25 protein-coding genes and 1 riboswitch are annotated in these 26,390 nt (G+C 72.4%); of the genes, 14 read left to right on the plus strand and 11 right to left on the minus strand.

Annotated elements, in window-relative coordinates; all coding sequences use genetic code 11:
* The first annotated feature begins 12 nt into the window (after window positions 1-12).
* From AB6L24_RS13570 to AB6L24_RS13585, 4 genes are all read left to right on the plus strand, one after another.
* The gene (locus tag AB6L24_RS13570) at window positions 13-756 is read left to right on the plus strand and encodes a MerR family transcriptional regulator (protein WP_405655328.1); all 744 of its coding nucleotides are present in this window, start codon (window positions 13-15) and stop codon (window positions 754-756) included.
* A gap of 53 nt (window positions 757-809) precedes the next feature.
* A complete protein-coding gene (locus tag AB6L24_RS13575) occupies window positions 810-1,283 on the plus strand; it encodes a bifunctional nuclease family protein (RefSeq protein WP_005475662.1) in 474 nt (157 codons plus the stop codon).
* 247 nt (window positions 1,284-1,530) lie between these two features.
* A complete protein-coding gene (locus AB6L24_RS13580) occupies window positions 1,531-2,163 on the plus strand; it encodes a MerR family transcriptional regulator (RefSeq protein ID WP_405655330.1) in 633 nt (210 codons plus the stop codon).
* A 91-nt stretch (window positions 2,164-2,254) separates the two neighbouring features.
* Window positions 2,255-3,874 carry a DNA polymerase IV gene (locus tag AB6L24_RS13585; RefSeq protein ID WP_405655332.1) on the plus strand — a complete coding sequence of 540 codons (1,620 nt, stop codon included), beginning with the start codon at window positions 2,255-2,257 and terminating at the stop codon, window positions 3,872-3,874.
* 415 nt (window positions 3,875-4,289) lie between these two features.
* On the opposite strand, the gene AB6L24_RS13590 is transcribed toward AB6L24_RS13585, so the two are convergent.
* Window positions 4,290-4,652, minus strand: a complete 363-nt coding sequence (locus AB6L24_RS13590) for a PRC-barrel domain-containing protein (RefSeq protein WP_030358584.1) — start codon at window positions 4,650-4,652, stop codon at window positions 4,290-4,292.
* A 205-nt stretch (window positions 4,653-4,857) separates the two neighbouring features.
* A riboswitch (glycine riboswitch) is annotated at window positions 4,858-4,955 on the plus strand.
* 188 nt (window positions 4,956-5,143) lie between these two features.
* Here AB6L24_RS13590 and gcvP point away from each other — a divergent pair.
* On the plus strand, window positions 5,144-8,032 hold the full coding sequence (gcvP, locus tag AB6L24_RS13595; RefSeq protein ID WP_405655335.1) for an aminomethyl-transferring glycine dehydrogenase: 2,889 nt from the start codon (window positions 5,144-5,146) through the stop codon (window positions 8,030-8,032).
* 101 nt (window positions 8,033-8,133) lie between these two features.
* Here the strand turns inward: gcvP and AB6L24_RS13600 are convergent, their stop codons facing one another.
* Together AB6L24_RS13600 and AB6L24_RS13605 are read right to left on the minus strand one after the other, a co-directional pair.
* Entirely contained in the window at window positions 8,134-8,340 is a 207-nt protein-coding gene (locus AB6L24_RS13600; RefSeq protein WP_030358586.1) for a DUF5999 family protein, read from the minus strand.
* A gap of 359 nt (window positions 8,341-8,699) precedes the next feature.
* Window positions 8,700-9,284 (minus strand): hypothetical protein, encoded by a 585-nt coding sequence (locus AB6L24_RS13605; protein ID WP_405655337.1) that lies wholly within the window; start codon window positions 9,282-9,284, stop codon window positions 8,700-8,702.
* A 483-nt stretch (window positions 9,285-9,767) separates the two neighbouring features.
* Here AB6L24_RS13605 and AB6L24_RS13610 point away from each other — a divergent pair, with 483 nt between their 5' ends.
* Window positions 9,768-11,288: a glutamate--cysteine ligase gene (locus AB6L24_RS13610; protein WP_405655339.1), complete on the plus strand. Its 1,521-nt coding sequence runs from the start codon at window positions 9,768-9,770 to the stop codon at window positions 11,286-11,288.
* Between the two features lie 47 nt (window positions 11,289-11,335).
* On the opposite strand, the gene AB6L24_RS13615 is transcribed toward AB6L24_RS13610, so the two are convergent.
* Window positions 11,336-13,108, minus strand: a complete 1,773-nt coding sequence (locus AB6L24_RS13615) for a substrate-binding domain-containing protein (protein WP_405655341.1) — start codon at window positions 13,106-13,108, stop codon at window positions 11,336-11,338.
* Window positions 13,109-13,310: 202 nt separating this feature from the next.
* Between AB6L24_RS13615 and AB6L24_RS13620 the strand changes: the two genes are divergently transcribed.
* Window positions 13,311-14,111, plus strand: coding sequence for a CPBP family intramembrane glutamic endopeptidase (locus AB6L24_RS13620; protein ID WP_405655343.1), 801 nt, complete (start codon window positions 13,311-13,313; stop codon window positions 14,109-14,111).
* 55 nt (window positions 14,112-14,166) lie between these two features.
* On the opposite strand, the gene AB6L24_RS13625 is transcribed toward AB6L24_RS13620, so the two are convergent.
* Window positions 14,167-14,994, minus strand: coding sequence for a PhzF family phenazine biosynthesis protein (locus AB6L24_RS13625; protein WP_405655345.1), 828 nt, complete (start codon window positions 14,992-14,994; stop codon window positions 14,167-14,169).
* A gap of 243 nt (window positions 14,995-15,237) precedes the next feature.
* Here AB6L24_RS13625 and AB6L24_RS13630 point away from each other — a divergent pair, with 243 nt between their 5' ends.
* The gene (locus AB6L24_RS13630) at window positions 15,238-15,855 is read left to right on the plus strand and encodes a PadR family transcriptional regulator (RefSeq protein WP_405655346.1); all 618 of its coding nucleotides are present in this window, start codon (window positions 15,238-15,240) and stop codon (window positions 15,853-15,855) included.
* 92 nt (window positions 15,856-15,947) lie between these two features.
* Here AB6L24_RS13630 and AB6L24_RS13635 read toward each other — a convergent pair whose 3' ends face one another.
* On the minus strand, window positions 15,948-16,376 hold the full coding sequence (locus tag AB6L24_RS13635) for an SRPBCC family protein (RefSeq protein ID WP_405655347.1): 429 nt from the start codon (window positions 16,374-16,376) through the stop codon (window positions 15,948-15,950).
* A 155-nt stretch (window positions 16,377-16,531) separates the two neighbouring features.
* On the opposite strand from AB6L24_RS13635, the gene AB6L24_RS13640 reads away from it, so the two are divergent.
* Entirely contained in the window at window positions 16,532-17,317 is a 786-nt protein-coding gene (locus AB6L24_RS13640) for a putative protein N(5)-glutamine methyltransferase (RefSeq protein ID WP_405655348.1), read from the plus strand.
* 105 nt (window positions 17,318-17,422) lie between these two features.
* Here the strand turns inward: AB6L24_RS13640 and AB6L24_RS13645 are convergent, their stop codons facing one another.
* Window positions 17,423-17,611 carry a hypothetical protein gene (locus AB6L24_RS13645; protein ID WP_030358596.1) on the minus strand — a complete coding sequence of 63 codons (189 nt, stop codon included), beginning with the start codon at window positions 17,609-17,611 and terminating at the stop codon, window positions 17,423-17,425.
* Between the two features lie 198 nt (window positions 17,612-17,809).
* Between AB6L24_RS13645 and AB6L24_RS13650 the strand changes: the two genes are divergently transcribed.
* From AB6L24_RS13650 to AB6L24_RS13660, 3 genes are all read left to right on the plus strand, one after another.
* Window positions 17,810-18,352, plus strand: coding sequence for a Clp protease N-terminal domain-containing protein (locus AB6L24_RS13650; RefSeq protein ID WP_405655349.1), 543 nt, complete (start codon window positions 17,810-17,812; stop codon window positions 18,350-18,352).
* Between the two features lie 146 nt (window positions 18,353-18,498).
* Window positions 18,499-19,518, plus strand: a complete 1,020-nt coding sequence (locus AB6L24_RS13655) for an EamA family transporter (protein ID WP_405655350.1) — start codon at window positions 18,499-18,501, stop codon at window positions 19,516-19,518.
* 262 nt (window positions 19,519-19,780) lie between these two features.
* Window positions 19,781-20,761, plus strand: a complete 981-nt coding sequence (locus tag AB6L24_RS13660; RefSeq protein WP_405655351.1) for a DMT family transporter — start codon at window positions 19,781-19,783, stop codon at window positions 20,759-20,761.
* Between the two features lie 69 nt (window positions 20,762-20,830).
* Here the strand turns inward: AB6L24_RS13660 and AB6L24_RS13665 are convergent, their stop codons facing one another.
* Both AB6L24_RS13665 and AB6L24_RS13670 read right to left on the minus strand, forming a co-directional pair.
* Window positions 20,831-21,475: an FMN-binding negative transcriptional regulator gene (locus AB6L24_RS13665; protein ID WP_405655352.1), complete on the minus strand. Its 645-nt coding sequence runs from the start codon at window positions 21,473-21,475 to the stop codon at window positions 20,831-20,833.
* A gap of 7 nt (window positions 21,476-21,482) precedes the next feature.
* The gene (locus tag AB6L24_RS13670; protein ID WP_405655354.1) at window positions 21,483-22,184 is read right to left on the minus strand and encodes a pyridoxamine 5'-phosphate oxidase family protein; all 702 of its coding nucleotides are present in this window, start codon (window positions 22,182-22,184) and stop codon (window positions 21,483-21,485) included.
* Between the two features lie 89 nt (window positions 22,185-22,273).
* Here AB6L24_RS13670 and AB6L24_RS13675 point away from each other — a divergent pair, with 89 nt between their 5' ends.
* A complete protein-coding gene (locus AB6L24_RS13675; RefSeq protein ID WP_405655355.1) occupies window positions 22,274-23,614 on the plus strand; it encodes an aminotransferase class I/II-fold pyridoxal phosphate-dependent enzyme in 1,341 nt (446 codons plus the stop codon).
* A gap of 51 nt (window positions 23,615-23,665) precedes the next feature.
* Here AB6L24_RS13675 and AB6L24_RS13680 read toward each other — a convergent pair whose 3' ends face one another.
* Window positions 23,666-24,700 carry a DMT family transporter gene (locus AB6L24_RS13680; RefSeq protein WP_405655356.1) on the minus strand — a complete coding sequence of 345 codons (1,035 nt, stop codon included), beginning with the start codon at window positions 24,698-24,700 and terminating at the stop codon, window positions 23,666-23,668.
* A gap of 74 nt (window positions 24,701-24,774) precedes the next feature.
* On the opposite strand from AB6L24_RS13680, the gene AB6L24_RS13685 reads away from it, so the two are divergent.
* Window positions 24,775-25,677: a LysR family transcriptional regulator gene (locus AB6L24_RS13685; protein WP_087883230.1), complete on the plus strand. Its 903-nt coding sequence runs from the start codon at window positions 24,775-24,777 to the stop codon at window positions 25,675-25,677.
* Window positions 25,678-25,804: 127 nt separating this feature from the next.
* Here the strand turns inward: AB6L24_RS13685 and AB6L24_RS13690 are convergent, their stop codons facing one another.
* Window positions 25,805-26,272, minus strand: a complete 468-nt coding sequence (locus AB6L24_RS13690; RefSeq protein ID WP_405655358.1) for a pyridoxamine 5'-phosphate oxidase family protein — start codon at window positions 26,270-26,272, stop codon at window positions 25,805-25,807.
* Window positions 26,273-26,390 lie beyond the last annotated feature (118 nt).

Consider the following 26,390-nt stretch of genomic DNA (forward strand, 5'->3'; position numbering starts at 1 on the left):
CAGGGAAGGTCCATGCTGCACACAACGAGGGGCGGTGCCGGAAACGGCACCGCCGCCGCGGACCACCGGCTGATGAGTATCGGCACCGTGCTGAACGCGCTGCGTGACGAGTTTCCCGAGGTCACCATCTCCAAGATCAGGTTCTTGGAGTCCGAGGGGCTCATCGAGCCGCAGCGCACGCCGTCCGGCTACCGCAAGTTCAGCCCGGATGACGTCGAGCGGCTCGGGTACGTCCTGCGGATGCAGCGCGACCACTACCTGCCGCTCAAGGTGATCCGCGAGCAGCTGGACGCCATGGAGCGCGGTGAGGTACCCGTCGTACCCGCGCCCGGGCAGTCGCCCGAGTCCGCCGACAGCGAACTCGCCGAGGCCGACGAAGAGCGCACGGCGGCCCGCCTGGGCCGCGAAACCCTGCTGGCCGCCGCCGAGGCCGACGAGGGGCAGCTCGCCGAGTGGGAGACGTACGGCCTGATCACTCCTCTGCCCGACGGCAGCTACGACGCGGACGCCGTGACGGTGGCCGCGCTGGTCGTCGAACTGGGGCGATTCGGTATCGAACCCCGCCATCTGCGGGCCATGAAGGCGGCTGCGGACCGGGAGGCGGGCCTCGTCGACCAGGTCGTCGCCCCGCTGCGCAGGCACCGCAATCCGCAGACCAGGACCCATGCGGAAGCCCGTACGAAGGAGCTCGCGGGGCTCACGGGCAGGCTGCACGCGGCGCTCGTGCACAGTGCGCTCGGCGTCCGGGTGCGCTGACCCGATCGGTGCCCGACTACCCAAACCTGCCGGGCACGTCCTAGGGTTGCTGTGTGAACGAGCTCGACGTCGTAGGTGTCCGGGTCGAAATGCCCTCCAACCAGCCGATCGTGCTCCTGCGTGAAGTGGGAGGCGACCGGTACCTCCCCATCTGGATCGGACCAGGGGAGGCGACCGCCATCGCCTTCGCACAGCAGGGCATGGCGCCCGCACGGCCGCTGACGCACGACCTGTTCAAGGACGTGCTGGAGGCTGTCGGCCAGGAGCTCACCGAAGTACGCATCACCGACCTGCGGGAAGGCGTGTTCTACGCCGAGCTGGTCTTCGCCAGCGGGGTCGAGGTGAGCGCGCGGCCCTCCGACGCCATAGCGCTCGCGCTGCGCACCGGAACGCCGATCTTCGGCAGTGACGGGGTGCTCGACGACGCCGGGATCGCCATTCCGGACGAGCAGGAGGACGAGGTGGAGAAGTTCCGCGAGTTCCTCGATCAGATCTCGCCCGAGGACTTCGGCACCAACAGCCAGTGAGCCGCTTCGGGCGGCGTGTCCGGTGCCCCGGCCGGCCGTCGGCGGCCGATGGCGCGCCGTCGTTCGTCGGCCCGTAGGACCCCTCCGGGAGGCCGTCCCCGGATCATTCGGCTAGCCTTTCCCCGCAGCGTGGGAGGGGAAACCACTCGCAGGGTGATTATCACCCGGCGTGCCGAGTGTGGCGTTCGTTGACGAGCCCCTGGTGACTGCCTACCGTCGAGGAGGCAGGTCAAGGACGGAGGTCGGCGTGAGAAGCAGCGGCGACGGCACAGCGGTGGGCGGTCCGTACCCGCATCACAGCAGCTCGGCCGATCACTCTCCGAAACGCCCGGTGGCAGTGCCCGGCGGCACCTCCGGACCGGAAGGTCAGGAGGAGGGCCCCGAGCACGAGCGGGTCGGTTATCGGGGTCCCACGGCGTGCGCCGCCGCGGGCATCACCTACCGCCAGTTGGACTACTGGGCGCGGACCGGGCTCGTCGAGCCCAGTGTGCGCGCGGCCGGTGGCTCCGGGACCCAGCGGCTCTACAGCTTCCGTGACGTGGTCGTTCTGAAGATCGTGAAGCGGTTCCTCGACACCGGGGTGTCGCTGCAGAACATCCGCACCACGGTCCAGCACCTGCGGGACAGCGGATTCCGGGACCTGGAGCGCACGACGCTGATGAGCGACGGGGCGACGGTCTACGAATGCACCTCGCCCAACGAGGTCCACGATCTGCTCCAGGGCGGGCAGGGCGTCTTCGGGATCGCCGTGGGCGTGGTGTGGCGCGATGTGGAGGCCGCCCTTTCGCAGCTCCACGGGGAGCGCATCGACACGGGGGAGACCCTGGTGGGGCACCACCCCGGGGACGAGCTCGCGAGGCGCCGCAACCGGGCCGTGTGAGGCGGTCGGCGACGGCCGGCGGGGGGCTGGCGGGGCGGTTGTGCCTGGTGGCTCAGGGGCATTGTCAGTGGCTTGAGGCAGCATCGGTGGTGTGAGGACCGCGCCGACGATTCTGCATCTCGACATGGACGCCTTCTACGCGTCCGCCGAGCAGGCTGCCAAGCCGAGCCTGCGGGGCAAGGCTGTCGTCGTCGGCGGGCTCGGACCGCGCGGTGTGGTCGCCACCGCCTCCTACGAGGCGCGTCGGTTCGGCGTGCACTCGGCGATGCCCATGGGGCAGGCGCGGCGGCTCGCGCCGAACGCCGCGTATCTCGTGCCCCGGTTCTCGTTCTACCGGCAGATCAGCGACCAGGTGATGCGGCTCCTGCGGGAGCTGTCGCCGCTGGTGGAGCCGCTGAGCCTGGACGAGGCCTTCGTGGACCTGGAGGCGGGCGGCGTCGCGGCGGACGAGGCGGCCGCGCGGGCCGTGGGGGAGCGGCTGCGGGCGGACATCCTGCGGGTCACGGGGCTCTCCGGGTCCGTGGGGCTCGCCGTGTCCAAGATGCTGGCGAAGATCGCCTCCGAGCAGGCCAAGCCGGACGGGCTCCTGCTGATATCACCCGGCACGGAGCGGGAGCTGCTCGCGCCCATGACCGTGCGGACGCTGCCAGGGGTGGGGCCCGCCACCGGCGACCACCTGCGACGGGCCGGGATCACCACGGTCGGGGAGCTGGCCGAGGCCGGGGAGGACGAGCTCGTACGGCTCCTGGGGAAGGCCCACGGCGGGTCGCTGTACGCCATGGCGCTGGCGCGGGACGAGCGGCCCGTGGTGGCCGAGCGGGACACCAAGTCGGTCAGCGTCGAGGACACGTACGACGTGGACATCCACGACCGGGTGCGGGTGCGTATGGAGGTCGCGCGCCTCGCCGACCGGTGCGTGCAGCGGCTGCGGGACGCGGGGCACTCCGGGCGGACCATCGTGCTGAAGGTACGGCGCTTCGACTTCTCGACCCTGACGCGCTCCGAGACGCTGCGCGGCCCCACGGACGACCCCGGGGTGGTGCGGGAGGCGGCCGCGCGGCTCCTGGAGTCCGTGGACACGACGGGCGGGGTGCGGCTGTTGGGGGTCGGGGTGAGCGGGCTCGCGGACTACACGCAGGAGGATCTGTTCGCGCAGGCACAGGCACAGGCCGACGCGGAGGCTGAAGCGGAGGCGGGCGCGGGGGGCGGTGCGGCTGGGACGGGTGCTGAGGGCGTGGTGAGGGCTGAGGCGGACGTGCGGGCGGATGTGGGGGCCCGGAACGGGGTGGGGCTTGGGACGGGGGAGGCGGGTGGTGGTGAGGCGCTGGACGGGGACGGGCGGAGTGAGGTCGCGGGCGGGGGTGAGGCTGGTGGTGACGGGGCCGGTGGTGCGGAGTACCCCGCGCCGGCCGAGCGCAGGTGGTCGGCCGGGCACGACGTGCGGCATGCGGTGCACGGGGCGGGGTGGGTGCAGGGGAGTGGTCTGGGGCGGGTGACGGTGCGGTTCGAGACGCCGGGGTCGGCGCCGGGGCGGGTGCGGACGTTCCGGACGGACGATCCGGAGCTGGAGGCGTCGGATCCGTTGCCGTTGGTGGCTTCGGGGCATGCCGATGGTGGTCGGACGGCCTCGGAGGTCGGTGCCGCTGAGGATGCTGTGGGTGCCGGGGAGCCTGGGGTGGCCGGGACGCCGGAGGTGTCGGGGGCGCCGTGAGTGCCGAGGGCTCTGGGGCTCGGGGTATGCGCCACGGCAGGCCGCAGCAGGCCGCAGCAGGCCGCAGCAGGCCACGGCGAGCCGAGCGAGCCTGGGGTGGGCCCGGGGCACCGGGGAGACCCGTGTGCCCCCGGGGCGGGGCGTGTGTGACCCCCCAAGGTGAGGCGTGCCCCCAACGGTGAGCCGACGGGCGCGGTCTCGACGTGCCCCCGGGCAGGCCAGCGGTGCAGCCTCGACGTGCCCCAGGGGAGAGTCGACGGGCGCAGCCTCAATGTCCCCCAGGGCGGACCAGCGGCGCAGCGTCGACGTCCCCCACGGCGGCCCAGCGGCGCAGCGTCGATGTGCCCCACGGCGGACCAGCGGCACAGCCTCGACATCCCCCCGGCGGCCCACCGCCGCAGCCCCGCCCCGTCGGCTACGCGGACGTCTGGCCGAAGTCCGCGTCCGGCGGGGGCGGCGGCGGGGCCAGGTCCAGGCCGTAGTGGCGGTAGAGCTGGAGTTCCTGCTCCGGGGACAGATGGCGGCCGACGCCGAAGTCCGGGGCGTCCTTGATCAGGGCGCGTTCGAAGGGGACCCGGAGGGTGCCGTCGTCGACCAGCTCGCTGGGCTCCAGGGGGACGAAGGCGTCCCTGCTGAACAGCCCCGTCCGTATGGCCGCCCACTCCGGCGCACCGGTGGCATCGTCGAGATAGACCTCGTCGACTGTGCCGATCTTGGCCCCGTCGCGGTCGAACGCCTTGCGGCCGATCAGGTTGCGCGGATCGATGTCGGTCTGCACGGGCCCTCCAACTGGTCGCGCGTCGTTCCTGCTCGTTCGCGCTCGTACCCGGTTGTGCTTACTTGTTCCTGGTCGTACCTGTTAGTACCTGCTCGTACTTACTCGTCCGGAATGTGCTTGTCATCACTACGAAAGAGCACATCGAGGCGGGCGGCCACTCGAGGGATCGGTCGCGGTCCTCGCTGGTAGGCTGGCGAGTGGCTGTTGACCCCGTGCGGGAGAGCTCTTCGGTGGCAGCACCGGAGGCGCCGAAGGAGCAACTCCTCCCCGGAATCTCTCAGGCCCATGTACCGCACGGACGAGGTCACTCTGGAAAGCAGGGCGGGCGTCGGGCGGGCACGTCCGGAACCCTTCCTCACCGACGGTGAAAGCAGTGCTGTCCTCGGGCGGTGCTGTGAAGCTCTCAGGTTGAGATGACAGAGGGGGAGGCCGTCCGGGTACCCGCGCCGTGGTGCCCCTCGCAGGTCGTGTCAGACCAGGAGGCCTCCGCAATGACCGCCACTCCTCGTACTCCGCTTTCGCAGCTGGAGCAGGGAATCCCCTTCGAACAGCGGCACATCGGACCCGATGCAGAAGCCCGCGCCAAGATGCTCGCCCAGGTCGGGTACGGCTCCCTCGACGAGCTGACGGCCGCCGCGGTGCCGGATGTGATCAAGAACGCCGAGGCCCTCGAGCTGCCCGGTGCGCGGACCGAGGCCGAGGTCCTGGCCGAGCTGCGCTCCCTCGCCGACCGCAACCAGGTGCTCGACTCGATGATCGGGCTCGGCTACTACGGCACGTTCACGCCGCCGGTGATCCTGCGGAACGTGATGGAGAACCCGGCCTGGTACACGGCGTACACGCCCTACCAGCCGGAGATCTCGCAGGGCCGCCTGGAGGCGCTGCTCAACTTCCAGACCGTCGTCGCCGACCTGACCGGACTGCCCACCTCCGGTGCCTCCCTGCTCGACGAGGGCACCGCCGCCGCCGAGGCCATGGCGCTCTCCCGGCGCCTGGGCAAGGTCAAGAACGGCGTCTTCCTCGTCGACGCCGACGTGCTGCCGCAGACCATCGCCGTGATCCAGACCCGCGCCGAGCCGACCGGCGTCGAGGTCGTCGTCGCGGACCTCACGGACGGCATCCCGGCCGACGTCGCCGAGCGCGGCGTGGTCGGCGTGCTGATCCAGTACCCCGGCGCCTCCGGTGCCGTACGGGACATCAAGGCGCTCATCGACCAGGCCCACGACCTCGGCGCAATCGTTTCTGTGGCCGCCGACCTGCTGGCGCTCACGCTGCTCACCTCGCCCGGCGAGCTCGGCGCGGACATCGCCGTCGGCACCACCCAGCGCTTCGGCGTGCCGATGGGCTTCGGCGGCCCGCACGCCGGCTACATGGCGGTGCGCGAGAAGTTCGCCCGCAGCCTGCCCGGACGCCTCGTCGGCGTGTCCGTCGACGCCGACGGCAACAAGGCCTACCGCCTCGCGCTGCAGACCCGTGAGCAGCACATCCGCCGCGAGAAGGCGACCAGCAACATCTGTACCGCCCAGGTGCTGCTCGCCGTCATGGCCGGGATGTACGCCGTCTACCACGGCCCCGAGGGCCTCAAGGCGATCGCCCGGCGCACCCACCGCTACGCGACGATCCTCGCCGCGGGCCTCGAGGCCGGTGGCGTCGAGGTCGTGCACGAGGCGTACTTCGACACGCTGACCGTCCGCGTGCCGGGCAAGGCCGCCGACATCGTGACCGCGGCCCGCGAGGGCGGCGTGAACATCCACCTCGTGGACGCCGACCAGGTGTCGTTCGCGTGCGACGAGACCACGACGCGGGCGCAGCTCGCCGCGGTCTGGACGGCGTTCGGCGTCGAGGCCGACGTCGAGGCGCTCGACACGTCCGTCGCGGACGGCCTGCCCGCCGCCCTGCTGCGCTCCGACGACATCCTCGCGCACCCCGTCTTCCACCAGTACCGCTCCGAGACCGCGATGCTGCGCTACCTGCGCCGCCTCGCCGACCGGGACTACGCGCTGGACCGCGGCATGATCCCGCTGGGCTCCTGCACCATGAAGCTCAACGCCACCACGGAGATGGAGCCGGTCACCTGGCCGGAGTTCGGCCAGCTGCACCCCTTCGCGCCCGCCCAGCAGGCGCAGGGCTATCTGACGCTGATCCGGGAGCTGGAGGAGCGGCTCGCCGAGGTCACCGGCTACGACAAGGTGTCGCTGCAGCCCAACGCGGGTTCGCAGGGCGAGCTCGCCGGACTGCTCGCGGTCCGCGGCTACCACCGGGCCAACGGCGACGACCAGCGGACCGTCTGCCTGATCCCGTCCTCCGCGCACGGCACCAACGCCGCCAGCGCCGTGATGGCCGGCATGAAGGTCGTCGTGGTGAAGACCGCGGACGACGGCGAGATCGACGTCGAGGACCTGCGGGCCAAGATCGAGCAGCACCGCGACCAGCTCGCCGTCCTGATGATCACCTACCCGTCCACGCACGGCGTCTTCGAGGAGCACGTCGCCGACATCTGCGCGCAGGTGCACGACGCGGGCGGCCAGGTCTACGTCGACGGCGCCAACCTCAACGCCCTGGTGGGCCTCGCCAAGCCCGGCCACTTCGGCGGCGACGTCTCGCACCTGAACCTGCACAAGACGTTCTGCATCCCGCACGGCGGCGGCGGCCCCGGCGTCGGCCCGGTGGCCGTGCGCGAGCACCTCGCCCCGTACCTGCCCAACCACCCGCTGCAGCCCGCGGCCGGCCCCGAGACGGGCGTCGGGCCCATCTCGGCCGCGCCGTGGGGCTCCGCCGGGATCCTGCCGATCTCCTGGGCGTACGTGCGCCTCATGGGCGGTGAGGGCCTCAAGCGCGCCACGCAGGTCGCCGTGCTCTCCGCGAACTACATCGCCAAGCGCCTGGAGCCGCACTTCCCGGTGCTCTACACGGGCCCCGGCGGCCTCGTCGCGCACGAGTGCATCATCGATCTGCGTCCGCTGAGCAAGTCCACGGGCGTGAGCGTCGACGACATCGCCAAGCGGCTCATCGACTACGGCTTCCACGCGCCGACCATGTCGTTCCCGGTCGCCGGCACGCTGATGATCGAGCCGACGGAGAGCGAGGACCTGGACGAGCTGGACCGGTTCTGCGCGGCGATGATCGCCATTCGCGGTGAGATCGAGAAGGTCGCGAGCGGCGAGTGGAGCGCCGACGACAACCCGCTGCGCAACGCCCCGCACACCGCCGCCGCGCTCGGCGGCGACTGGGAGCACGGCTACACCCGCGAGGAGGCCGTCTTCCCGGCCGGAGTGGTGGCGGCGGACAAGTACTGGCCGCCGGTGCGTCGTATCGACCAGGCGTACGGCGACCGGAACCTGGTCTGCTCCTGCCCGCCGCTGGATGCGTACGAGGACTGATACCGCCTGAAACCGCGGTGCCGCGGCACATGCGGCGCACATGAGTCAGGGCCGGTTCGGACGGAAGTCCGGGCCGGCCCTTGGTGTGCGTGGTGGACGGCTCAGGCGGCCGTCATCACCTGGTTGGTGCCCAGCGGCCGGTGCGGGGCGATGATCTCCCCGTTCGGCAGCAGCTCACCGGTGTCCTCGAAGAGAAGGACGCCGTTGCACAGCAGACTCCATCCCTGCTCCGGGTGGTGTGCCACGAGGAACGCGGCTTCCCGGTCGGCGGATTCGGCTGTCGGGCACGGTGGCTGGTGCTGGCACATGGAAGGGTTCTTTCGCTGCGTGGTGATGGTCGTGACGTCTGACTCGCGGCTCGATGCTGTGTTCATCGCCGCCCCCCGTTTTTTGTCGGTCCGGTCCAGTGTTGCCCTACGGGCGTGTTTCCGCAGGGATTTTGCTGCAGCGGTTCCTACTGCTTAATGACGTATCACCCGCCCGGACGGTTCAGCCCAACTCCCCTGTCTCTTCGGGTGGTTCGTGATAGCCGAAGTGGGCTAGTCCGGTTGGGCGGTGCGGTACGGGCGGTGACGAGGCCCTGACCCGCGGCGACCGGGCCGTTCACGGCCGTGCCCCGCGGCCCGGGCGGGGCGGCGGGGCACGGCGGAGCTTGAGGTCGGCGGCGTCAGGCGGGCGAGCCCAGGAGCGGCGCCGGGGTCAGGCGGTGGGTGAGCACGGGCAGCAGGTCGGCGGCGCGGTGCGGGCGGTGGGCCGCGATGCCGGGGGGCGCGGGGGCGAGCGGCACCAGGAGGTCCGTGGGCGCGAGCGGGCCGTCGGCGCCGTCGTCCGTGCAGTCGGCGTGCAGCCAGAGGGTGAGCATGTACAGCTCGGGTACGGACAGCAACCGGGGCTGGTAGGGCTTCGGCATGGCCTCGGCGTGCCGCAGGGCCAGTTCGGCGGAGGCGATGTACGGGCCTTCGCAGAAGTGGGAGAACGCCCAGCCGTCCGGCGTGAGCATCGTGTCGGCCGCGGCGACCGCGCGCTCGCCGCAGCGGATCAGGAAGCGCCACCCGGTGAGCTTGGTCGGGGACGTGCCCGTCGCCGTGACGTGGTCCAGCTCGTGGACCGGCAGCGGCAGTTCCGCACGCGTGGGGCCCTGGGTGGCGCACAGGACCGGGGTGCGGGCCCCGCGGACGGCGGTCGGGGAACCGAGGGCCGCGAGGACGCTGCGCAGGGCGGGCGCGGGAGCCGGGGGGACAGACAGGGGCATAGTGGGTCGCCTCTCTCATTCGACAGGCACAGTGGAGCGGGGGCAGGTGCGGACGGCGCTGTCAGCTCTGGGTCAGAGGGGCGGGGGCAGGGGGACCGCGAGCGCCAACTCTCTGCCTCAACCGCGGAGTTTATACGACGGGTGTTCTGGGAGTGTTTCGCCTAGCCGCTCCGAATATCGCGGACAAGTCGCATTCCGGTCGCCCTGTCGAGGCTTTTCTCCCGATTCCGGATCGCTTGCCGAGCGATGACCTCGGCATTCCCCGCGGCCGCGGTCGGCCGATTCTCGTCGGTTTTCTTCACCACAACACGAGGACCGGAAACTGCGCACTTCGTCATGCCTGGTGAATGTGCCGCGCGGCAACTCCCTCCAGGGTACTTGTCCATGGTCCCGCGCGGGGCGTTATGGATCACATCGGCTGGGCATCATCCCCCGTACACAGCGGCCGGGTCGCCGGCGGCCGCTCCGAGGAGGGACGCTTCGATGGGCGAGAAGGTCGTGGCAGGAACGTTCGACCTGTCCGATCGTCACCAGTACCGCATCAAGCTCCGGCAGTGCCTCGCGGCGCTGGCCCGGCTCCTCGAGGAGCAGCGGTTCGACCGGCCCAAGAATCTGATGGGCCTGGAGATAGAGCTGAATCTGGCGGGGCCCGACGGCATGCCGAGAATGATGAATGCGGAAGTTCTCGAGCGCATCGCGAGTCGTGATTTCCAGACCGAGCTCGGAATGTTCAATCTGGAAGTGAACATTGCCCCGCACCGGTTGGGCGGCCGTGTTCTCGACCGGCTCGCCGAAGAGCTGCGCACCGGCCTCGCCTATGCCCACCGAAAAGCGAACGAGGTGGACGCGGGCATCGTGATGATCGGCATTCTGCCGACGCTCTCGCGCCAGGACCTGGTGTCGGCGAACCTCTCCGACGTGGACCGCTACGTCCTGCTCAACGACCAGATCGTGGCGGCGCGCGGCGAGAGCTTCGCGCTCGACATCGAGGGGGTGGAGCGCCTCACGTGCACGTCCTCGTCGATCGCGCCGGAGGCGGCCTGCACGTCGGTGCAGCTGCACCTCCAGGTCACGCCGGGGAAGTTCGCCGATGTGTGGAACGCGGCGCAGTCCGTCGCCGCGGCGCAGGTCGCGGTGGGCGCCAACGCGCCGTTCCTGTTCGGTCGCGAGCTGTGGAGCGAGTCGAGGCCGCCGCTGTTCCTGCAGTCCACGGACACCCGGCCGCCCGAGCTCCAGGCGCAGGGGGTGCGGCCGCGCACCTGGTTCGGCGAACGCTGGATCTCCAGCGCGTACGAGCTCTTCGAGGAGAACCTGCGCTACTTCCCGGCCCTGATCCCGCTGTGCGAGGACGAGGACCCGCTCGGCGTGCTCGACACCGGCGGGGTGCCGCAGCTGGCGGAACTCGCGCTGCACAACGGCACGGTGTACCGCTGGAACCGTCCGGTGTACGGCATCGCCGACGGCGTACCGCATCTGCGCGTGGAGAACCGGGTGCTGCCCGCCGGGCCCACGGTGACCGACGTGATCGCCAACGCCGCCTTCTACTACGGCGTGGTGCGGGCGCTCGCCGAGGAGGCGCGGCCGGTGTGGTCGCGGCTGCCGTTCGACGCGGCGGCCCGGAACTTCGACACCGCCTGCCGCTACGGCATCGAGGCGCGCCTGGAGTGGCCGCGCCGCGGGCGGTACGGCGGCACGACACAGGTGGCCGCCGTCGATCTCGTACGCGACGAGCTGCTCCCGCTGGCCGCCGCCGGGCTCGACGCGTGGGGGGTGGAGCCGGCCGACCGGGACCTGTACCTCGGCGTGATCGAGGAGCGATGTCGCAGGCGGGTCAACGGAGCCTCCTGGCAGTCCGCCACCTACCACCGGGCCCTGGAGCGCGGCCTGGAGCGGGACGCGGCGCTCGCGGCCACCACGCGGCGGTACTGCGAGCTGATGCACACGGGCGAGCCGGTGCACACGTGGCCCGTGGGGCTGCCGGAACCGGCGTTGCCGCTGAGCTAGGGGGCGCGGCGGGCGGGGCCGCACCGCTCCCGCGTCTCACCTGTGCCTCACTGTCGCGTGCCCGCCTGCACGATCGCCTTGAGGATCACCGAGTGGATCTGGGCGGGGTCGTCGACCTCGTGGCCCGAGCCACCCGTGGCCCGGGCGATCTGGTCGGCCTCCCGCTCGTCGGCGTCCGGTCCTACCGCGATGGCGATGATCGGCAGCGGCTTCTCCGGGTCGGCGAGGGCGCGCAGGCGGGAGATCAGTTCGGCGCGCGAGATGCTGCCCGGGTCCTGGTTGACGCCGTCGGTGAGCAGGACGAGCGTGTTGAACTTGCCGGGCGCGTAGCCCTCGTGGGCCTTCTTGTACGCGGCCAGTGTCGTGTCGTACAGGCCGGTCGCTCCGCGGGGGACGGGGCGCAGCGCGCCGAATGCCTTGGTGAGGCGGTCGCGCTGGGTGCCGTCGCCCTTCCGGTCGCCGAGGCGTCCGGTGGGCACCAGCTCGCGGTGGTCGCGCGCGCCGTCGAGTCGGGCGGCGAACTCCCACAGGCCGATCTCGTCGTCGTCCGTGAAACCCGCGAGGGCCTGGAGCAGGGCGGCCTTCGTGACGTCCATGCGGGACTCGCCGCGCCCCGGCACGAGCTGGCGCATCGAGTCCGAGGCGTCGACGACGGTGATGAACCGCGCGCTCTGCACCGTGATCGTCCACATGCCGAGGGCCTCCTGCACCTCCTTGTCGGAGGGCGCCTCGCCCGGCTCCCGCGCGTACGGCTGCGGGGTGCGGCCGCCCGCCGCCGTGACCAGCTCCGCCGACGGCCGTGCCCCGTCCGTGCGGAAGCCGTGCTCCGCGAGGATGCGCAGGCCCGCCCGCTCGCCGAAGAAGGTCATGAAGCGCAGCGCCGCCCGGCTCTCGTCGGTGGAGAGGTCGTTCTCGCGGATCAGCGTGTACGGGTAGTCGAGGGCCGGTGAGCCGTCCTTGGGGTAGAAGAGGTCGAGCTCGTGCTCCTCGTCGGCGGACGCGTTGTGCGCGAACGACGCCTGCTCGGACAGGATCAGCGCCTCGTTGCGGCGCGGGTTGCCGCGCTCGGCGCCGGAGGAGTCACGGGCCAGGGTGTCCAGGAGCCTGCTGTCGCTGTCGGACGTGCGGGACGCCAGGGCCTTGGCCGTCGCGGCGGCCCGGGTGTCGGCGTCCTCGGCGCCGGACGCCCGCGCGGAGGCGCCGAGTCTGGTCAGGGCGAGCAGCCCGCTCGCGCTGCGCGCCGGATCCGCAGCGCCGAGCCGCGGCGCGTCCTCGCGCGCCGACGCGCCCGCCAACTGGCTCCAGGTGTACGTCTTCCGGGGCCACCCCAGCTCCTCCGCGGCGGACTCCAGCATGCCGACGCCGATCGGCGAGGAGGCGACGTTCCCCGCGGGGGACACCCACGCCTGGCTGCCGCCGATCCCGGCGCGCTGCACCCACACCTGGGAGTCCGGCACCCACACGTCGTACGTCGCCTTCGCGCTGTCGCGGCGGATCTCGTCGGCGACCTCGTACGGCTCGCGTGCGGCGACGCGGATGTCCATGCAGTGGCCGTCCGAGGTGATGTCCCGGTCGCGCACGTGGTCGGCGGCGGCCTTGAGCGCGGGTGTCACGGAGGGCGCGGCGGCGACGTCGAGGCGGACCGCGTCGTCGCGGCAGGAGGCGCCCAGCGGCAGGAACCCGGCGCGCACCGCCACCGCCGCGCCCGCCGCGACGACCAGGACGAGGGCCGTGACCAGGGCGACCGCGCGCCCGCGACCCCGTGGACGTGGGTCGGATGCCGCTGTCCCGCGTCCATCGGGCAAGCTGTGACGTCCCATGGCGGTGCTCCCCTCCCCGTGCGATCAAGCTGCGACGAAGCGATGAAAAGCAACAAATGAGAATGAACGAGGATGAGGGGGCGGCGCGCCACGGTCGGCGTCCGTCCCCCTCGGCCTGTCGCGCACGTGGTTCGTAAGTTCTTTCGAGACCCTAGCGGCACGGGGGCGGGGATGAGGCGGGATTACTCAACTGGAGGCAGGAGTGCAAGCGGAGCCGGGGCCAATGGCCGGTTCTATTCCTGAGGCGGGGCCATCGCGGCGGATCCTGCGGGACGAGACGGTGCTCGTCCTGGCGCTCTCGCTGGGCGCGAGCGGAGTGTCCGCGCTGATCAGCTTTATCGGCTCGGTCACACGGCCGGGCGGTCTGAAGGACCAGGCGGCGACCCTCAACTCGTCGGCCGCGCCGGGACGTCCGTGGCTCGATCTCGCCTGGCAGCTGTTCGGCATCACGACCGCCCTGGTGCCGGTCGCCCTGGTCGCGCACTTCCTGCTGCGCGAGGGCTCGGGGCTGCGGGCCATCGGCTTCGACCGGAGCCGCCCGTGGCCGGACCTCGGGCGGGGGGCGGCGGTGGCCGCCGTCATCGGCTCCACCGGCATCGCGTTCTACCTGGCCGCGCGCGGGCTCGGCTTCAACCTCACGGTGGTGCCCGAGGACCTGCCCGACGTGTGGTGGAAGTACCCCGTCCTCGTGCTGTCCGCGCTGCAGAACTCCATCCTCGAGGAGGTGATCGTCGTCGGGTATCTGCTGAGCAGGCTGGACCAGTTGGGCTGGAGCCCGACGAAGGCGCTGATCGGGAGTTCGGTGCTGCGCGGCTCGTACCACCTGTACCAGGGCATCGGCGGGTTCATCGGGAACATGGCGATGGGTGTGGTGTTCGTGTACCTGTACCGGCGGTGGGGCCGGGTCGGGCCACTTGTGGTGGCTCACTCGCTGCTCGACATCGGGGCGTTCGTGGGCTACGCGCTGCTCGCGGGCAAGGTGGGGTGGCTCCCCACGGCGTGAGGCGCGCGGCGGCGCGCGCCCGTCGCGGTCCTGCCCGCGAGCGCGCGAGCCGTCGTCATGCCAGCAGGTCGCCCTCGATGACCGTCACCGCGCGGCCGGTCAGGAGCGTGCGGTCGCCGCGCACCGAGGTGCGGACGAAGCCGGAGCGGGGCGAGGCCTGCAGTCCGGTCAGGTCGGTACGGCCGAGGCGCTCGCTCCAGAACGGGGCGAGCGCGGTGTGCGCGCTGCCCGTCACCGGATCCTCGTCGATCCCGACGCGCGGGAAGAAGCCGCGCGAGACGTAGTCGTACCCCTGGCGCGGATCCTCGGCGGGCGCGGTCGCGATGACACCGCGCTCGGAGTGCCGGGCGAGGCCGCGGTGGTCCGGCGTGAGCGCGCGGACCGCCTTCTCGTCGGCCAGTTCGACCAGCAGATCGCCGAGGTGCGGGCCCGTGTCGTACGCGGCGACCGGCCGCGCGCCCAGGGCCTCGACCGCCGCCTCCGGCAGCTCGGCCGGGGTGAGCGGGGCCGTCGGGAAGTCGAGCGTGAGGGTGCCGTCGGCGTGGGCGGTGGCGTGGAGCACGCCCGCGCGGGTGGCGAAGCGCACGGGGCCGGTGGCGGCGCCCGTGGCGTGCAGGACGTGGGCCGTGGCCAGCGTGGCGTGGCCGCACAGGTCGACCTCGGTGGCGGGCGTGAACCAGCGCAGCGCCCAGTCCGCCTCGCCGCCCGCGGGCAGGGGGTGGGCGAAGGCCGTCTCGGCGTGGTTGACCTCCAGGGCCACGTGCTGGTGCCAGGTGTCGTCCCGGAACGCGTCGAGGAGTACGACCCCGGCGGGGTTGCCGGTGAACGGGCGGTCGGCGAAGGCGTCGACGATACGGATCCGCGTGCTCGGTGCTGTCGTCATGGGACGACGTTAGAGAGCCACTCATACATCCTGCCAAGTCCAATTCACTTCTAGTGGACCTCTCTGTGCCTGCTGTGCCCGGATGTGGCCGCACTTTCGCACGAGGCTTGCTGACCGAACAGTTCCGATATATCGTTGAAGCATCGCGACTGATCAACGATGTCACTCATCAGCGATGTCACCGATCGACGATGTCGCGGAAGGCTCGCCAGTCGGCGAGCGACGACGAAAGGAAAGATCGCTATGCGTTCCCACGGTTTTGAGCACAAGCACGGACATGGACGCGGGCGCGGCCCGTACGGACCCGGTCGTGAGGACCGGGGCGGGTTCGAGGGCGGGCGCGCCGCGTTCGGGCCCTTCGGTCCCGGGTTCGGCGGCCCTTGGGGCGGCGGGCGCGGAGGCCGGGGCGGGCCCCGGGGCAGGGCGCGGCGCGGTGATGTGCGCGCCTCGATCCTGGCCCTCCTGAAGGACCGGCCGATGCACGGCTACGAGATGATCCAGGAGATCGCCGAGCGCAGCGGCGGGGCGTGGAAGCCCAGCCCCGGCTCGGTCTACCCGACCCTCCAGCTCCTGGAGGACGAGGGCCTGATCGCCAGCGAGAGCGAGGGCGGCAAGAAGCTGTTCGCGCTCACCCACTCCGGCCGCGAAGCGGCGGAAGAGGGCCCGGACGCCCCCTGGGAAGAGGCCGGGCGCGGCGTCGACTTCGAGGCGCTCACCGAGATCCGGCAGGCCGGGTTCGGCCTGATGGAGGCGTTCGGTCAGGTCTGGAAGACCGGCTCCAAGGAGCAGCGCGAGAAGGCGCTCACGGTCATCAACGACGCCCGTAAGAAGCTGTATCTGATCCTCGCCGATGAGGACTGACGCGGAGCGGGCCTGCCGCCCGCACCGCTGGTGAAGCGCCCCGCGCGTGCTGCGCGGGGCGCTTCGCTGTCGTGCCCCCGGCGCGCGAGAGGTCAGGTCACCAGCGCGCCCAGCTTGCGGAGCGACTCGTTCATGGCCGCCGTCGCCGAGTCCTTGAGCTTGCCCGCCATGAGGCTCACCGCGGCGCCGGAGAACTCGCCGTTCGCGCGGATCGTCGTCGCCTCGCCGTCCGGTTCGAGCGTGTAGCGGGTGCTGACGTCCACGCCCATCGGGCCCTTGCCCTTGATCGCGAAGGTGCGGGCCGTCTCCACCTCCACGATCGTCCACGCGACCTCGGCCGGAAAGCCCATGAGCTTCATGTTCTCCGTGAAGGTGCCGCCCTTTTCAAGGGTCTCGGGGCCGCCCTTCGGGAAGCTGGTGTGCGTGGAGTTCCACTGCGCGTACGAGGTGAAGTCCGTCAGCTGCGCCCAGACCTTCTCCGCCGGTGCCTCGATGCGTGCCTCCGCGCTGACTTCGGCCATTGCGACCACCCCTTCTCGTCGGGTGCTGCGCCGGGCGCAGCCACGGTGTCGCGGAACGTATCCCCAGGCCTCGGAACATTCAATACTGATGGGTCGTCAGATCTGTGGGCCCGGGTAGGGTTGGCTTCTTTGCCCGCACCGCAGGAAGGCCCTCTATGCCCTGGTCAGCCCACTCCGTCGTGGTGGCGCGGCTGCGTGCCGCAGGCTGTGTGTTCGCCGAGGACGAGGCGGATCTGCTGCTCGCCGCCGCCGAGGCGCCGGACCAGCTGGACGCGATGGTCGCGCGACGGGTGAGTGGGCTGCCGCTGGAACACGTCGTCGGGTGGGCCGAGTTCGCCGGTCTGCGCGTCGCCGTCGACCCGGGCGTCTTCGTGCCGCGCCGCCGCACCGAGTTCCTGGTGCGCGAGGCGGCCTCCCGCGCCGGGCCCGGTGCCATGGTCGTCGACCTGTGCTGCGGGTCGGGCGCGCTCGGCGCCGCGCTCGCCGCCGCCCTCGGAGACGTCGAGCTGCACGCCGCCGACATCGACCCGGCCGCCGTGGCCTGCGCCCGCCGCAATGTCGCCGCCGCCCGGGGACACGTCCACGAGGGCGACCTCTACGAAGCGCTGCCCGGCCGGCTCCGGGGCCGCGTCGACGTCCTGCTCGCCAACGTCCCGTACGTCCCGACGGACGAGGTCGCCCTGCTGCCCGCCGAGGCGCGCGAGCACGAGGCGCGGGTGGCCCTCGACGGGGGCGTGGACGGGCTCGACGTGCTGCGGCGGGTGACCGCGGACGCGCGGGAGTGGCTGGCGCCGGGCGGACGGCTGCTGTTCGAGACGAGCGAGCGCCAGGTGCCGTCGGCGGTCGAGGCCGTCGGGGCGGCGGGGCTCGTGGCGAAGGTGGTCACGGATGAGGAGTTGTACGCGACCGTGGTGGTGGGGGAGCGGGCGCGTGGGTGGTGAGGGGCGGGCGTGGGCGCGGACAGTGGGGTGCGGGCGTGGGCGTCGCCGAGCGGGCGCGCGCAGCCGGTCCCGACCCGTCCGGGCCGCCGCCATCGCGCCCCGCCTTCAGCCCACGCGCCGTATCACCGCCGCGTCGAAGAGGTCCAGGGCCCGCGGGAAGGGGCCCTCGTCGTGGCAGTGCCAGGCGTCCCAGAACAAGTCGGCGGGCAGCGCGTCCGCGGGGGCGTACACGCGGTACACGTACTGCCTGCCGTCGATGGCCAGGAGGGCGACCATCCAGCACCTGCTCTCCATGCCTCTGACAGACGAGCGCCGGTGCGTGGCGGTTGCGCACCCGGCGTGAAGCAAGACGGCGCGCGCCCCACCTGGGAAAACAGTCAGATGTCATCCGTAAGGAGGACAACCCATTCGGCCATCCCCAACCTGTGTCGGACGGGGAAATGCTTCCCGCCGCCGATGCCGTGGCCCCTGGGGACTGATGGGGTGGGGGATGTGCAAAGCCGTACCCCCCAGGGCGCCGAACCCGGCCCGAACCGAGCAGACATCGAATCCAGCCTGAGCGTGGCGCTGGCCTCGGTGATGGCCGGTGCGCGCCGACGGGCCGTGCGCGACGGGGACCGGCAGGTCGACACCGCGCATCTGCTGCACTCGCTCCTGGAGCAGGAGCCGCCGGTACGGTCCGTCTTCGACGGCGGCCCGCAGGTCGCGCGGCTGCTCGGCTATCTCGTCCAGCGCAGCATCGGCTACGGACTGCAGTGGCAGGGCACCGTCGAGGACTCCGGGGCCGTGCCGTTGGTGGCCGCGGCCAAAGAAACGGTTCTCTCGCCCGCCGCCGCCGGTGCCATGGAGGCCGCGTCCGACCGCGCCACACTGCGCGGGCAGGCGCAGGCCGAGGGCGTGGACCTGCTCGCGGCCCTGGCCGCCGACGCCGAGTGCCGGGCCGTGGAGGTGCTGCGGCGCGCGGGCGTGGACGTGGACGCGCTGCTCGTGCGCATCGAGAACGAGTGCGAGACGGGGCGCGAGTCCGGCTGGTGAGCCGAGGGCCCGCTCGCAGGGCTCGATGACCTGGGATGCCCGTGGTGCCCGGAGTGCTTGAGGCCCTCGCCGGCGCCCGCTGTCCGCCCGTTGAGACAGTTGTCAAAGTGGGTGACGGTCATGTCGTCGCCTGTCATCATGTGCCGGTGCTTGGGTCTGAGGAGAAGTCGCAGGGGAACCCGCAGGGGCGTGCCGGGAGCGGGCGGGGGCTCGGTCTCGGCCTCGCGCTCCTCTCGGCGTTCGCGTTCGGCGGCTCGGGTGTCGCGGCCAAGCCGCTGATCGAGGCGGGACTCGACCCGCTGCACGTGGTGTGGCTGCGGGTGGCGGGCGCCGCCCTGGTGATGCTGCCGGTCGCCTGGCGCCACCGCGCGCTGGTGCGGGAACGGCCCGCGCTGCTCGCGGGCTTCGGGCTCCTCGCCGTCGCCGGCGTACAGGCCTGCTACTTCGCCTCGATCTCCCGCATCCCCGTCGGCGTGGCCCTGCTCGTCGAATATCTGGCGCCCGCCCTCGTCCTCGGCTGGGTGCGGTTCGTGCAGCGCAGGCCCGTCACCAAGGCCGCCGCGTTCGGCGTGGTCCTCGCCGTGGGCGGGCTCGCCTGCGTCGTCGAGGTGTGGTCGGGCCTGAGCTTCGACACCGTAGGACTGCTGCTCGCGCTCGGCGCCGCCTGCTGCCAGGTCGGCTACTTCGTCCTGTCCGACCAGGGCAGCGACGCGGGCGAGAAGGCACCGGACCCGTTCGGCGTCATCGCCTACGGACTGCTCGTCGGCACGGCCCTGCTCACCGTCATCGCACGCCCCTGGGGCATGGACTGGCAGGTGCTCGCAGGGAGCGCCGACATGGACGGCTCCGCGGTGCCCGCCTGGGCCCTCATCGGCTGGATCGTGCTCATCGCCACCGTCGTCGCGTACCTCACCGGAGTCGTGTCCGTACGCAGGCTCTCGCCGCAGGTCGCGGGCGTAGTGGCCTGTCTCGAAGCGGTCATAGCGACCGTGCTCGCCTGGGTCATGCTCGGCGAACAGCTCTCGGCGCCGCAGCTCGTCGGGGGCGCCGTCGTCCTGGTGGGCGCGTTCATCGCCCAGTCCGCGACACCTGCGAGGACGGAGAGCTCCGTGGTCCGCGTCTCAGACTCCGAAGAGGAGTTGTCGACGAGCGGCACCGCCGCCTAGGGTGGCGATCATGCACGCACGAGCGCTCGTCCTTCCGCCCCCCGCCGCCTAGCGCGCGGGCCTCCCACGGATCACGCCCGGCCATCGGCCGGGTGGACGGTGCTGCCCGCAGACGCCATCCAGGACCTGCGTCCCCGGGCCTCTCTCCCGAGCGTGACCACGCACCCACAGCTCTGTACGGGTGCCTGCGCGCCGGTGCGCCCGTGACGCGGTCTTCCTCCTGAACCTCTGCGGAGAATTCCACGTGTCGAGCGTGTCAAGCATGTCGAACGCGTCCACCGCGTCGACCGATTCACCTGCCGCCTCCGGTCTTTCCGTCCGGCGCGGCCTCCTGTACCTGGGCATCGCCGGTGCCGCCTGGGGCACTGCAGGAGCCGCCGCGTCGCTGGTCTTCTCGGCCGGCGACATGGGGCCCGTCGCCCTCTCCTTCTGGCGCTGCGCCGGAGGGTTCCTGCTGCTCCTCGGCGCACGGCTCGCACGGCCGCGCCGGGGCGCGCGCTCCGGATCCGGTCTGCCGCTGCGCCGCCGGGCGCTGCGGGTCACCGCCCTCGGTGTGGCCCTCGCCGTCTTCCAGACCGCCTACTTCGCCGCCGTGGAGGCCACCGGCCTCGCGGTCGGCACCGTCGTCACGCTCGGCGCGGGGCCCGTCCTCATCGCACTGGGAGCCCGTCTCACCCTGGGGGAGCGGCTCGGGCTCGGCGGGAGCTGCGCGGTGGGCGGCGCGCTCGCCGGGCTCGCCGTGCTGTTCGTCGGCGGCGGGGACGCGGCCGTACGTCCCTGGGGAGTCGCCTTCGCGCTGGTGTCGGCGGCCGGGTACGCCGTCATGACGCTGCTGACCCGGTGGTGGGGGCGCGACGGCGGGGCGGACTCCTCCGGCGACACGACCATGTGGTCCTTCGCCGTCGTGTCGGTGTGCCTGCTGCCGCTCGCCGCCGCCGAGGGACTCGTGCCACACACGGCCGAACCCGCGCGCGTACTGGTCTGCTTGCTCTACATCGCCGCCGTGCCGACGGCGCTCGCGTACGCGCTGTACTTCGCCGGAGCCGCCGTCGTCCGGTCCGCGACCGTCTCCGTGATCATGCTCCTGGAGCCGGTGAGCGCGGCCGCCATCGCCGTCGTCCTGCTCGGTGAGGAGCCGAACACGGCGACCGTCGCGGGCACCCTGCTGATGCTCGCGGCGGTCACGGGGCTCGCGGGGGCGGAGGCGCGAGGGGCCGCGCGCGGGCGGGAGGAAGGGGCGTGACGCGGTAGCGGGGGCGGGGTGCTGCGCGCCCCGCCCCCGCCGGTCCTCGTCCCTCCCGCCCGGCTGCGGCTACTTCGCCGAACGCCCGCCCAACTGATGGGCCAGCGCGGCCGCGTCACGCGGGCCGCCGCGCTCCTTCAGGCCCGCCGCTGTCCGGTCCTGCACCTCCAGCGGCTTGTGGTGGGCGTACTTGAACTTCGCCTGTACGTCGACGACGTCGAGGGACACCCCGCGGATGCCGGGGAGCAACCTGCCGAACGGCTCCTCGCCCACGGCCGTCGGCGCCGAGCCGCCGTCGGGCTGGAAGTGGCCGACCTGGCGGTTCAGAAGCTCGGCCTTCTCGGCGGGGTCGTCCACGATCCGGGCCGTGCAGTGGAGCTGGACGGCGGCGTAGAAGCTGGTCGGCACGCCGTGCTCGGGCGGGACGTCAGGGGCGGCGCCCCACGGACCCGGCACGAAGACGTAGTCGTCGACCACGCCCAGGACGACGTCCGGGTTCGCCTCCAGGGCCGCCCACAGCGGGTTCGGGCGCGCCAGGTGGAGCAGGACGCGGCCGCGCGGGCCGGAGTCGGCGTCGTACACGAAGTGGGTCGGCTGGAGGTGCGGCGGCTCGCCGGGCAGGCCGTTCACGGCGAGCTGGCCGAAGTCGTGCTGGGCCAGCCATCGTTGCCACTCGGCGTCGGAGGCCGGTGCGTCCCAGGGATGGACCAGCATCACCGCGTCAGTCCTTGAGCAGATAGTCGGGCACGGCGATGTCGGGGGCGAGGTCGTCCGACGGGATGACGGGGTCGTAGCCCTTGCGCAGTGGGACGACACCGGACCAGTGGGGCAGGTCCAGGTCCTCCGGCTCGTCGTTCGGCGCGCCCGTGCGCATCTTCGCCGACACCTCGTCCAGGTCCAGGTAGAGGACGGCGGTCGCGGCCAGCTCCTTCGCGTTGGCGGGGCGCGAGTCGGCGGCGCGGCCCGGCACCACGTGGTCGACGAGGGCGTCCAGGGCGGTGCGCTTCTCCTCGGGGTCCGTGACCTGCCGCGCGATGCCGTGCACCACCACGGAGCGGTAGTTGATCGAGTGGTGGAAGGCCGAGCGCGCCAGGACGAGACCGTCGACATGGGTGACCGTCAGGCACACCGGAAGACCCGGATCCGCCTCGCTGTCCTCCGTGGCGCCCGCCATCCGCAGGGGCCGCGACCCGGTCGAGCCGTGGACGTAGAGCCGCTCACCGACCCGGCCGTACAGCGTCGGAAGGACCACGGGGGCGCCGTCGCGCACGAAGCCCAGGTGGCAGACGTACGACTCGTCCAGTATCGCGTGCACCAGCTCGCGGTCGTACGCCGCGCGGTCGCGGGACCGCGTGGGGACGGTGCGGTCGGTCGGGGTGTAGGGGGCGCCGGCCGGCGCGGCCGGCTGCGTCGTCGTCTCCATGGCCTTCTCCATCGCTTCGCAGGGTGCTGCGGTCGGGGTCGTCTTGCTGCGCCTTGCGGACGCTTTTGCACTAGTGCATAATGTGCTTTGTGCTAGGAGACTATCCGATCGAGGGGCGCGGCGCAGCAGAGATCGCGTCGAGCGTCGAGCGCGCGGTGAGCGGCGGCGCGCTAGAGCCGGGGCAATCGCTGCCTCCGATGAGGGAGTTGGCGGTGCAGCTGGGCGTCAATCCCAATACGGTCGCGGCCGCCTACCGCACGCTGCGCGAGCGCGGTGTGATCGAGACGGCGGGCCGACGCGGCAGCCGCGTGCGCAGCAAGCCCGCCACGACGGCCCGCGACTACGTCCGCCTCGACGTGCCGCCCGGCGTGCGCGACGTGGCGAGCGGCAATCCGGACACGGCCCTGCTTCCGCCCCTGGCCGGGGCGTTCGCGGCGGCCGCGGCGCAGTCGGACCGCGCTCCCGCGCTGTACGGGGAGGCGCCGGTGGTGCCGGAGTTCCAGCTCCGCGCGCGTGCGGCGCTGGACGCGGACGGGGTGCCGGACGGACCGGTCGCCCTCGCGTCCGGGGCCCTTGACGCCATCGAGCGGGTGCTCGCCGCGCGCCTCAAGATGGGCGACGCGGTGGCCGTCGAGGACCCGGGCTGGGGGAGCGTGCTCGACCTCGTGTCCGGGCTCGGGCTCCGACAGGTCCCGGTCCGGGTGGACGACGACGGGCCGTTGCCCGACGACGTGGAGCGGGCGCTGCGGTCCGGCGCGCGGGCCCTGGTCGTCACCAGCCGCGCGCAGAACCCGACGGGGGCAGCCATCGGCGCCGCACGCGCGCGTGCCGTGCGCGAGGTCCTGGCCGGGCACCAGGACACGCTCGTCGTCGAGGACGACCACGGCCACGGCATCGTCGACCTGCCGCTGCACACGCTGTCGGGCGCCACGCGCGCGTGGGCCTTCGTCCGCTCCACCGCCAAGGCGTACGGCCCGGACCTGCGGCTCGCCGTGCTCACCGGGGACGCGGAGACGGTCGACCGGGTGCAGGGGCGGATCAGTCTGGGCCCCGGGTGGGTCAGCAAGGTGCTCCAGCGGGCCGTCGTGCGCCTCTGGGAGGACGGGGCGGTGGACGCGCGGGAGGTGTCGGCGGCGTACGGGCGCAGACGTCACGCGCTGATCGACGCGCTCGCCGCGCGCGGGGTCGCGGCACACGGGCGCAGCGGGATGAACGTGTGGGTGCCGGTGCCGGACGAGACCGGCGTGGTCGCGAGCCTGCTGCACGCGGGCTGGATGGTCTCGCCCGGCGCGCGGTACCGCCTCGGCTCGCCTCCCGGGGTGCGGATCACCGTCTCGACGCTGTCCGGCGACGACTTCGAGGCGGTGGCCGAAGCGGTCGGGGCGGCTGTCGGTCCTGTGCCTGCGGGGAGATACGGGAGGTACGGCTGAGAGGGCTGCGCGGAGGCAGAGCTGAAAGGGGTGGGGAGGGCGCGGGGTGCGCTACGTCCCCTGGCGGGCCCTCGGTCCCTGGGGCGTGCGGGCGCGTGGCCTCGACTGGGTGAGTGCCGCGCCCGCCAGAATGACCACGGCTCCCACGGGCGTCGTCCACGTCAGCGACTCGCCGAGGACCGCGACCCCCGCCGCCGTCGCGATGACCGGCACGAAGTACGTGACCATCTGCGCCGTCGTCGGGCCGACCTCGGCGACGATGCCGTACTGGATCAGGAACGCGATGCCCGTGCCGAGCGCGCCGAGGGCGACGATCGCGAGCAGCGGCACCACCGGGAGGTGGGACGGCATGGACGTGAACAAGGGGGTCACGACGGCCAGTTCGAGCGTGGCCACGAGCAGCTGCGCGCCCGACAGGGAGAGGTTCGAGTGGCCCGAGCCCGCCAGCGTGCGGCGGACGTAGATCCAGCCGATCGGATAGCTCAGCGAGGCGAGCAGTGCCATCGCCGTTCCGCGCGGCTCCAGGTCGCTGAAGCCCTGCCAGGCGCCGAGCACCGTGAGCACCCCGACGAAGCCGAGCGCGAGCCCCGCGACCCGGCGCCGCGTCGGGCGGTCCTCGGAGAGCGCCGCGAGCGAGAGGACCATGCCCCACAGCGGCGACGTCGCGTTGCAGATCCCCGCGAGCGTCGAGGGGATCGTCAGCTCGGCGTAGGCGAAGAGGGAGAACGGCAGGGCGTTGAGCAGCAGGGCCGCCACCGACAGATGGGCCCAGGTGCGCGCGGAGCGCGGCAGCCGCTCGCGCTTGACGACCAGGACCGCCGCGACCACCGCCGTGCCGAAGAAGAGTCGCCCGAAGGTGACCTGGAACGGGGCGTACCCCTCCGTGCCGACCTTGATCAGGAGAAAGCTGAAGCCCCAGATCAGGGACAGGACGGCGAAGCGGACGCGCCAGTCCAGGGCGCGGCGCCCGGCGGGCCCCCTGGATGTGGTGGACGCGGCGCGCGTGCCGGATGTGGTGCGTGGGTCCGACGGGGTGGTCGGCTCGGGGACGGACGTCGGCACGGAAGGGGCCGCGGAGGTGCTCATGAACGCCACCTTGGGGCATCCAACGTCTTAGTACAAGCGAGATTTCTTGCCCGGTATCGCGTAGCATCGCTTACATGTTGAATCTGGAGCGCCTGCGGACCCTCGACGCCCTCGCCCGGCACGGATCGGTGAGCGGCGCCGCGGCGGGCCTGCACGTCACCACGTCCGCCGTCTCCCAGCAGATGACCAAGCTGGAGCGGGAGGTGGGCCAGCAGCTGCTCGCGAAGAACGGCCGCGGCGTGCGCCTCACCGACGCCGGAAGGCTGCTCGCCGAGCACGCGGCGCGCATCCTCTCCCAGGTCGAGCTGGCCCAGTCGGACCTGGAGCGGCAGCGCGGCCAGGCGGTCGGCGAGCTGCGCATCTCCGCGTTCCCGACGGCGATGCGCGGGCTCCTTCCTGCCGCGCTGTCCTCCCTGCGCGTGCGCCACCCCGGCCTGCGCGTCGGCGCCCAGGAGCTGGAGCCGCAGCAGGGGGTCAACGGCGTGGTGCGCGGCGACCTGGACCTGGCAGTGGTCCTGGATTGGTACAACAAGCCGCTGCCGGTGCCGGACGGCCTGATGAAGGCGCCCCTCATCGACGACCCGGCGGACGTCGCGATGCCCGTCGCCCACCCGATGGCCGACCGCGCCGAGGTGGACCTGGAGGACTTCGCGGACGACGAGTGGATCACGTGGGCGGAGGGCGAGTTCTGCCACGAGTGGCTGATGTTCACGCTCCGTGCGAAGGGCTTCGAGCCGCGCATCGGGCACCGCGCGGAGGAGCACCACACCCAGCTCGCGCTGGTCGCCGCGGGGCTCGGGGTGTGCGTGGCGCCGCGGCTCGGCCGCGACCCGATGCCGGCGGGTGTGCGCACGGTGCCGGTGCGACACCGGGTGCGGCGGCATGTGTACGTGGTGTGGCGCGCCGACGCCGACCGGCGACCGTCGATCCGGGCGGCGGTGGAGGCGCTGCGGGTGGCGGGGGCGGGGCTGGGGTGAGGGGGCTTCGGGCGGCCGGGGAGGGCGTTCGGGCCGGGCGAGGGGGTGTCGGTCCGTTGCGTGAGGGCGGTCGGGCCGGGTGCGGTCGGGCTGGGTGAAAGGTGCCCGGGGCGGCCCGGGTCGGCGCCTAGAGCTGCGCCAGCTTCCGGAAGTCCCAGGAGGCGATCGCGTCCGGCGTGAGCCGCAGCCACGCGTGCCGGCCGTCGTGCACCATCTCCTCCAGGCCGAAGTTCTTGCGGGCGAACAGCCGCTCCGGAAGGTCGAGTTCGGGGCACGGCTCCCCGGTGCGCGGCACTTCGCCGACGACCTCCGCGGTGCCGGTCAGCTCCACACCGCGCAGCTCCCCGTACTGCTCACCGGCATCGACGACCACGGCGACGCGCGGGTCGCGGCGCAGCTCGGCCCAGCGCTTGCTGCGCGTGATCGAGTACAGCCACAGGGAGGTGCCGTCCCACGCGAACCACAGCGCGCTGACGTGCGGGGCCCCGCCGGGGGACACCGTCGCGACCCGGCAGGTGCGTTCGCTGGCGAGGAAGGCGTCCACCTCGTCCGGCGTCATCATGATCCGGCGACCGCGCCGCTGTGTGGTGGCCATGCGTCGTCCTCCCCTTGCCGATGAGTCCGTCTCGTCGCTCAGGCCGCACGCCTGCCTCCGTATCCACCGGACCGCATGGCCGACCACGAAACTGACTGAGCGTCAGAGAAGCATGAGG

It is taken from the genome of Streptomyces sp. RK9, from assembly GCF_045070545.1.
Classification (GTDB): domain Bacteria; phylum Actinomycetota; class Actinomycetes; order Streptomycetales; family Streptomycetaceae; genus Streptomyces; species Streptomyces alboflavus.

Coding starts and splice junctions, on each gene's coding strand:
- AB6L24_RS13615 (WP_405655341.1), bottom strand. CDS start 13,108: ATGGGACGTCACAGCTTGCCCGATGGACGCGGGACAGCGGCATCCGAC.
- AB6L24_RS13625 (WP_405655345.1), bottom strand. CDS start 14,994: ATGACGACAGCACCGAGCACGCGGATCCGTATCGTCGACGCCTTCGCC.
- AB6L24_RS13635 (WP_405655347.1), bottom strand. CDS start 16,376: ATGGCCGAAGTCAGCGCGGAGGCACGCATCGAGGCACCGGCGGAGAAG.
- AB6L24_RS13685 (WP_087883230.1), top strand. CDS start 24,775: ATGTTGAATCTGGAGCGCCTGCGGACCCTCGACGCCCTCGCCCGGCAC.
- AB6L24_RS13630 (WP_405655346.1), top strand. CDS start 15,238: ATGCGTTCCCACGGTTTTGAGCACAAGCACGGACATGGACGCGGGCGC.
- AB6L24_RS13670 (WP_405655354.1), bottom strand. CDS start 22,184: ATGGAGACGACGACGCAGCCGGCCGCGCCGGCCGGCGCCCCCTACACC.
- AB6L24_RS13690 (WP_405655358.1), bottom strand. CDS start 26,272: ATGGCCACCACACAGCGGCGCGGTCGCCGGATCATGATGACGCCGGAC.
- AB6L24_RS13610 (WP_405655339.1), top strand. CDS start 9,768: ATGGGCGAGAAGGTCGTGGCAGGAACGTTCGACCTGTCCGATCGTCAC.
- gcvP (WP_405655335.1), top strand. CDS start 5,144: ATGACCGCCACTCCTCGTACTCCGCTTTCGCAGCTGGAGCAGGGAATC.
- AB6L24_RS13570 (WP_405655328.1), top strand. CDS start 13: ATGCTGCACACAACGAGGGGCGGTGCCGGAAACGGCACCGCCGCCGCG.
- AB6L24_RS13645 (WP_030358596.1), bottom strand. CDS start 17,611: ATGGAGAGCAGGTGCTGGATGGTCGCCCTCCTGGCCATCGACGGCAGG.
- AB6L24_RS13605 (WP_405655337.1), bottom strand. CDS start 9,284: ATGCCCCTGTCTGTCCCCCCGGCTCCCGCGCCCGCCCTGCGCAGCGTC.
- AB6L24_RS13660 (WP_405655351.1), top strand. CDS start 19,781: ATGTCGAACGCGTCCACCGCGTCGACCGATTCACCTGCCGCCTCCGGT.
- AB6L24_RS13640 (WP_405655348.1), top strand. CDS start 16,532: ATGCCCTGGTCAGCCCACTCCGTCGTGGTGGCGCGGCTGCGTGCCGCA.
- AB6L24_RS13665 (WP_405655352.1), bottom strand. CDS start 21,475: ATGCTGGTCCATCCCTGGGACGCACCGGCCTCCGACGCCGAGTGGCAA.
- AB6L24_RS13680 (WP_405655356.1), bottom strand. CDS start 24,700: ATGAGCACCTCCGCGGCCCCTTCCGTGCCGACGTCCGTCCCCGAGCCG.
- AB6L24_RS13600 (WP_030358586.1), bottom strand. CDS start 8,340: ATGTGCCAGCACCAGCCACCGTGCCCGACAGCCGAATCCGCCGACCGG.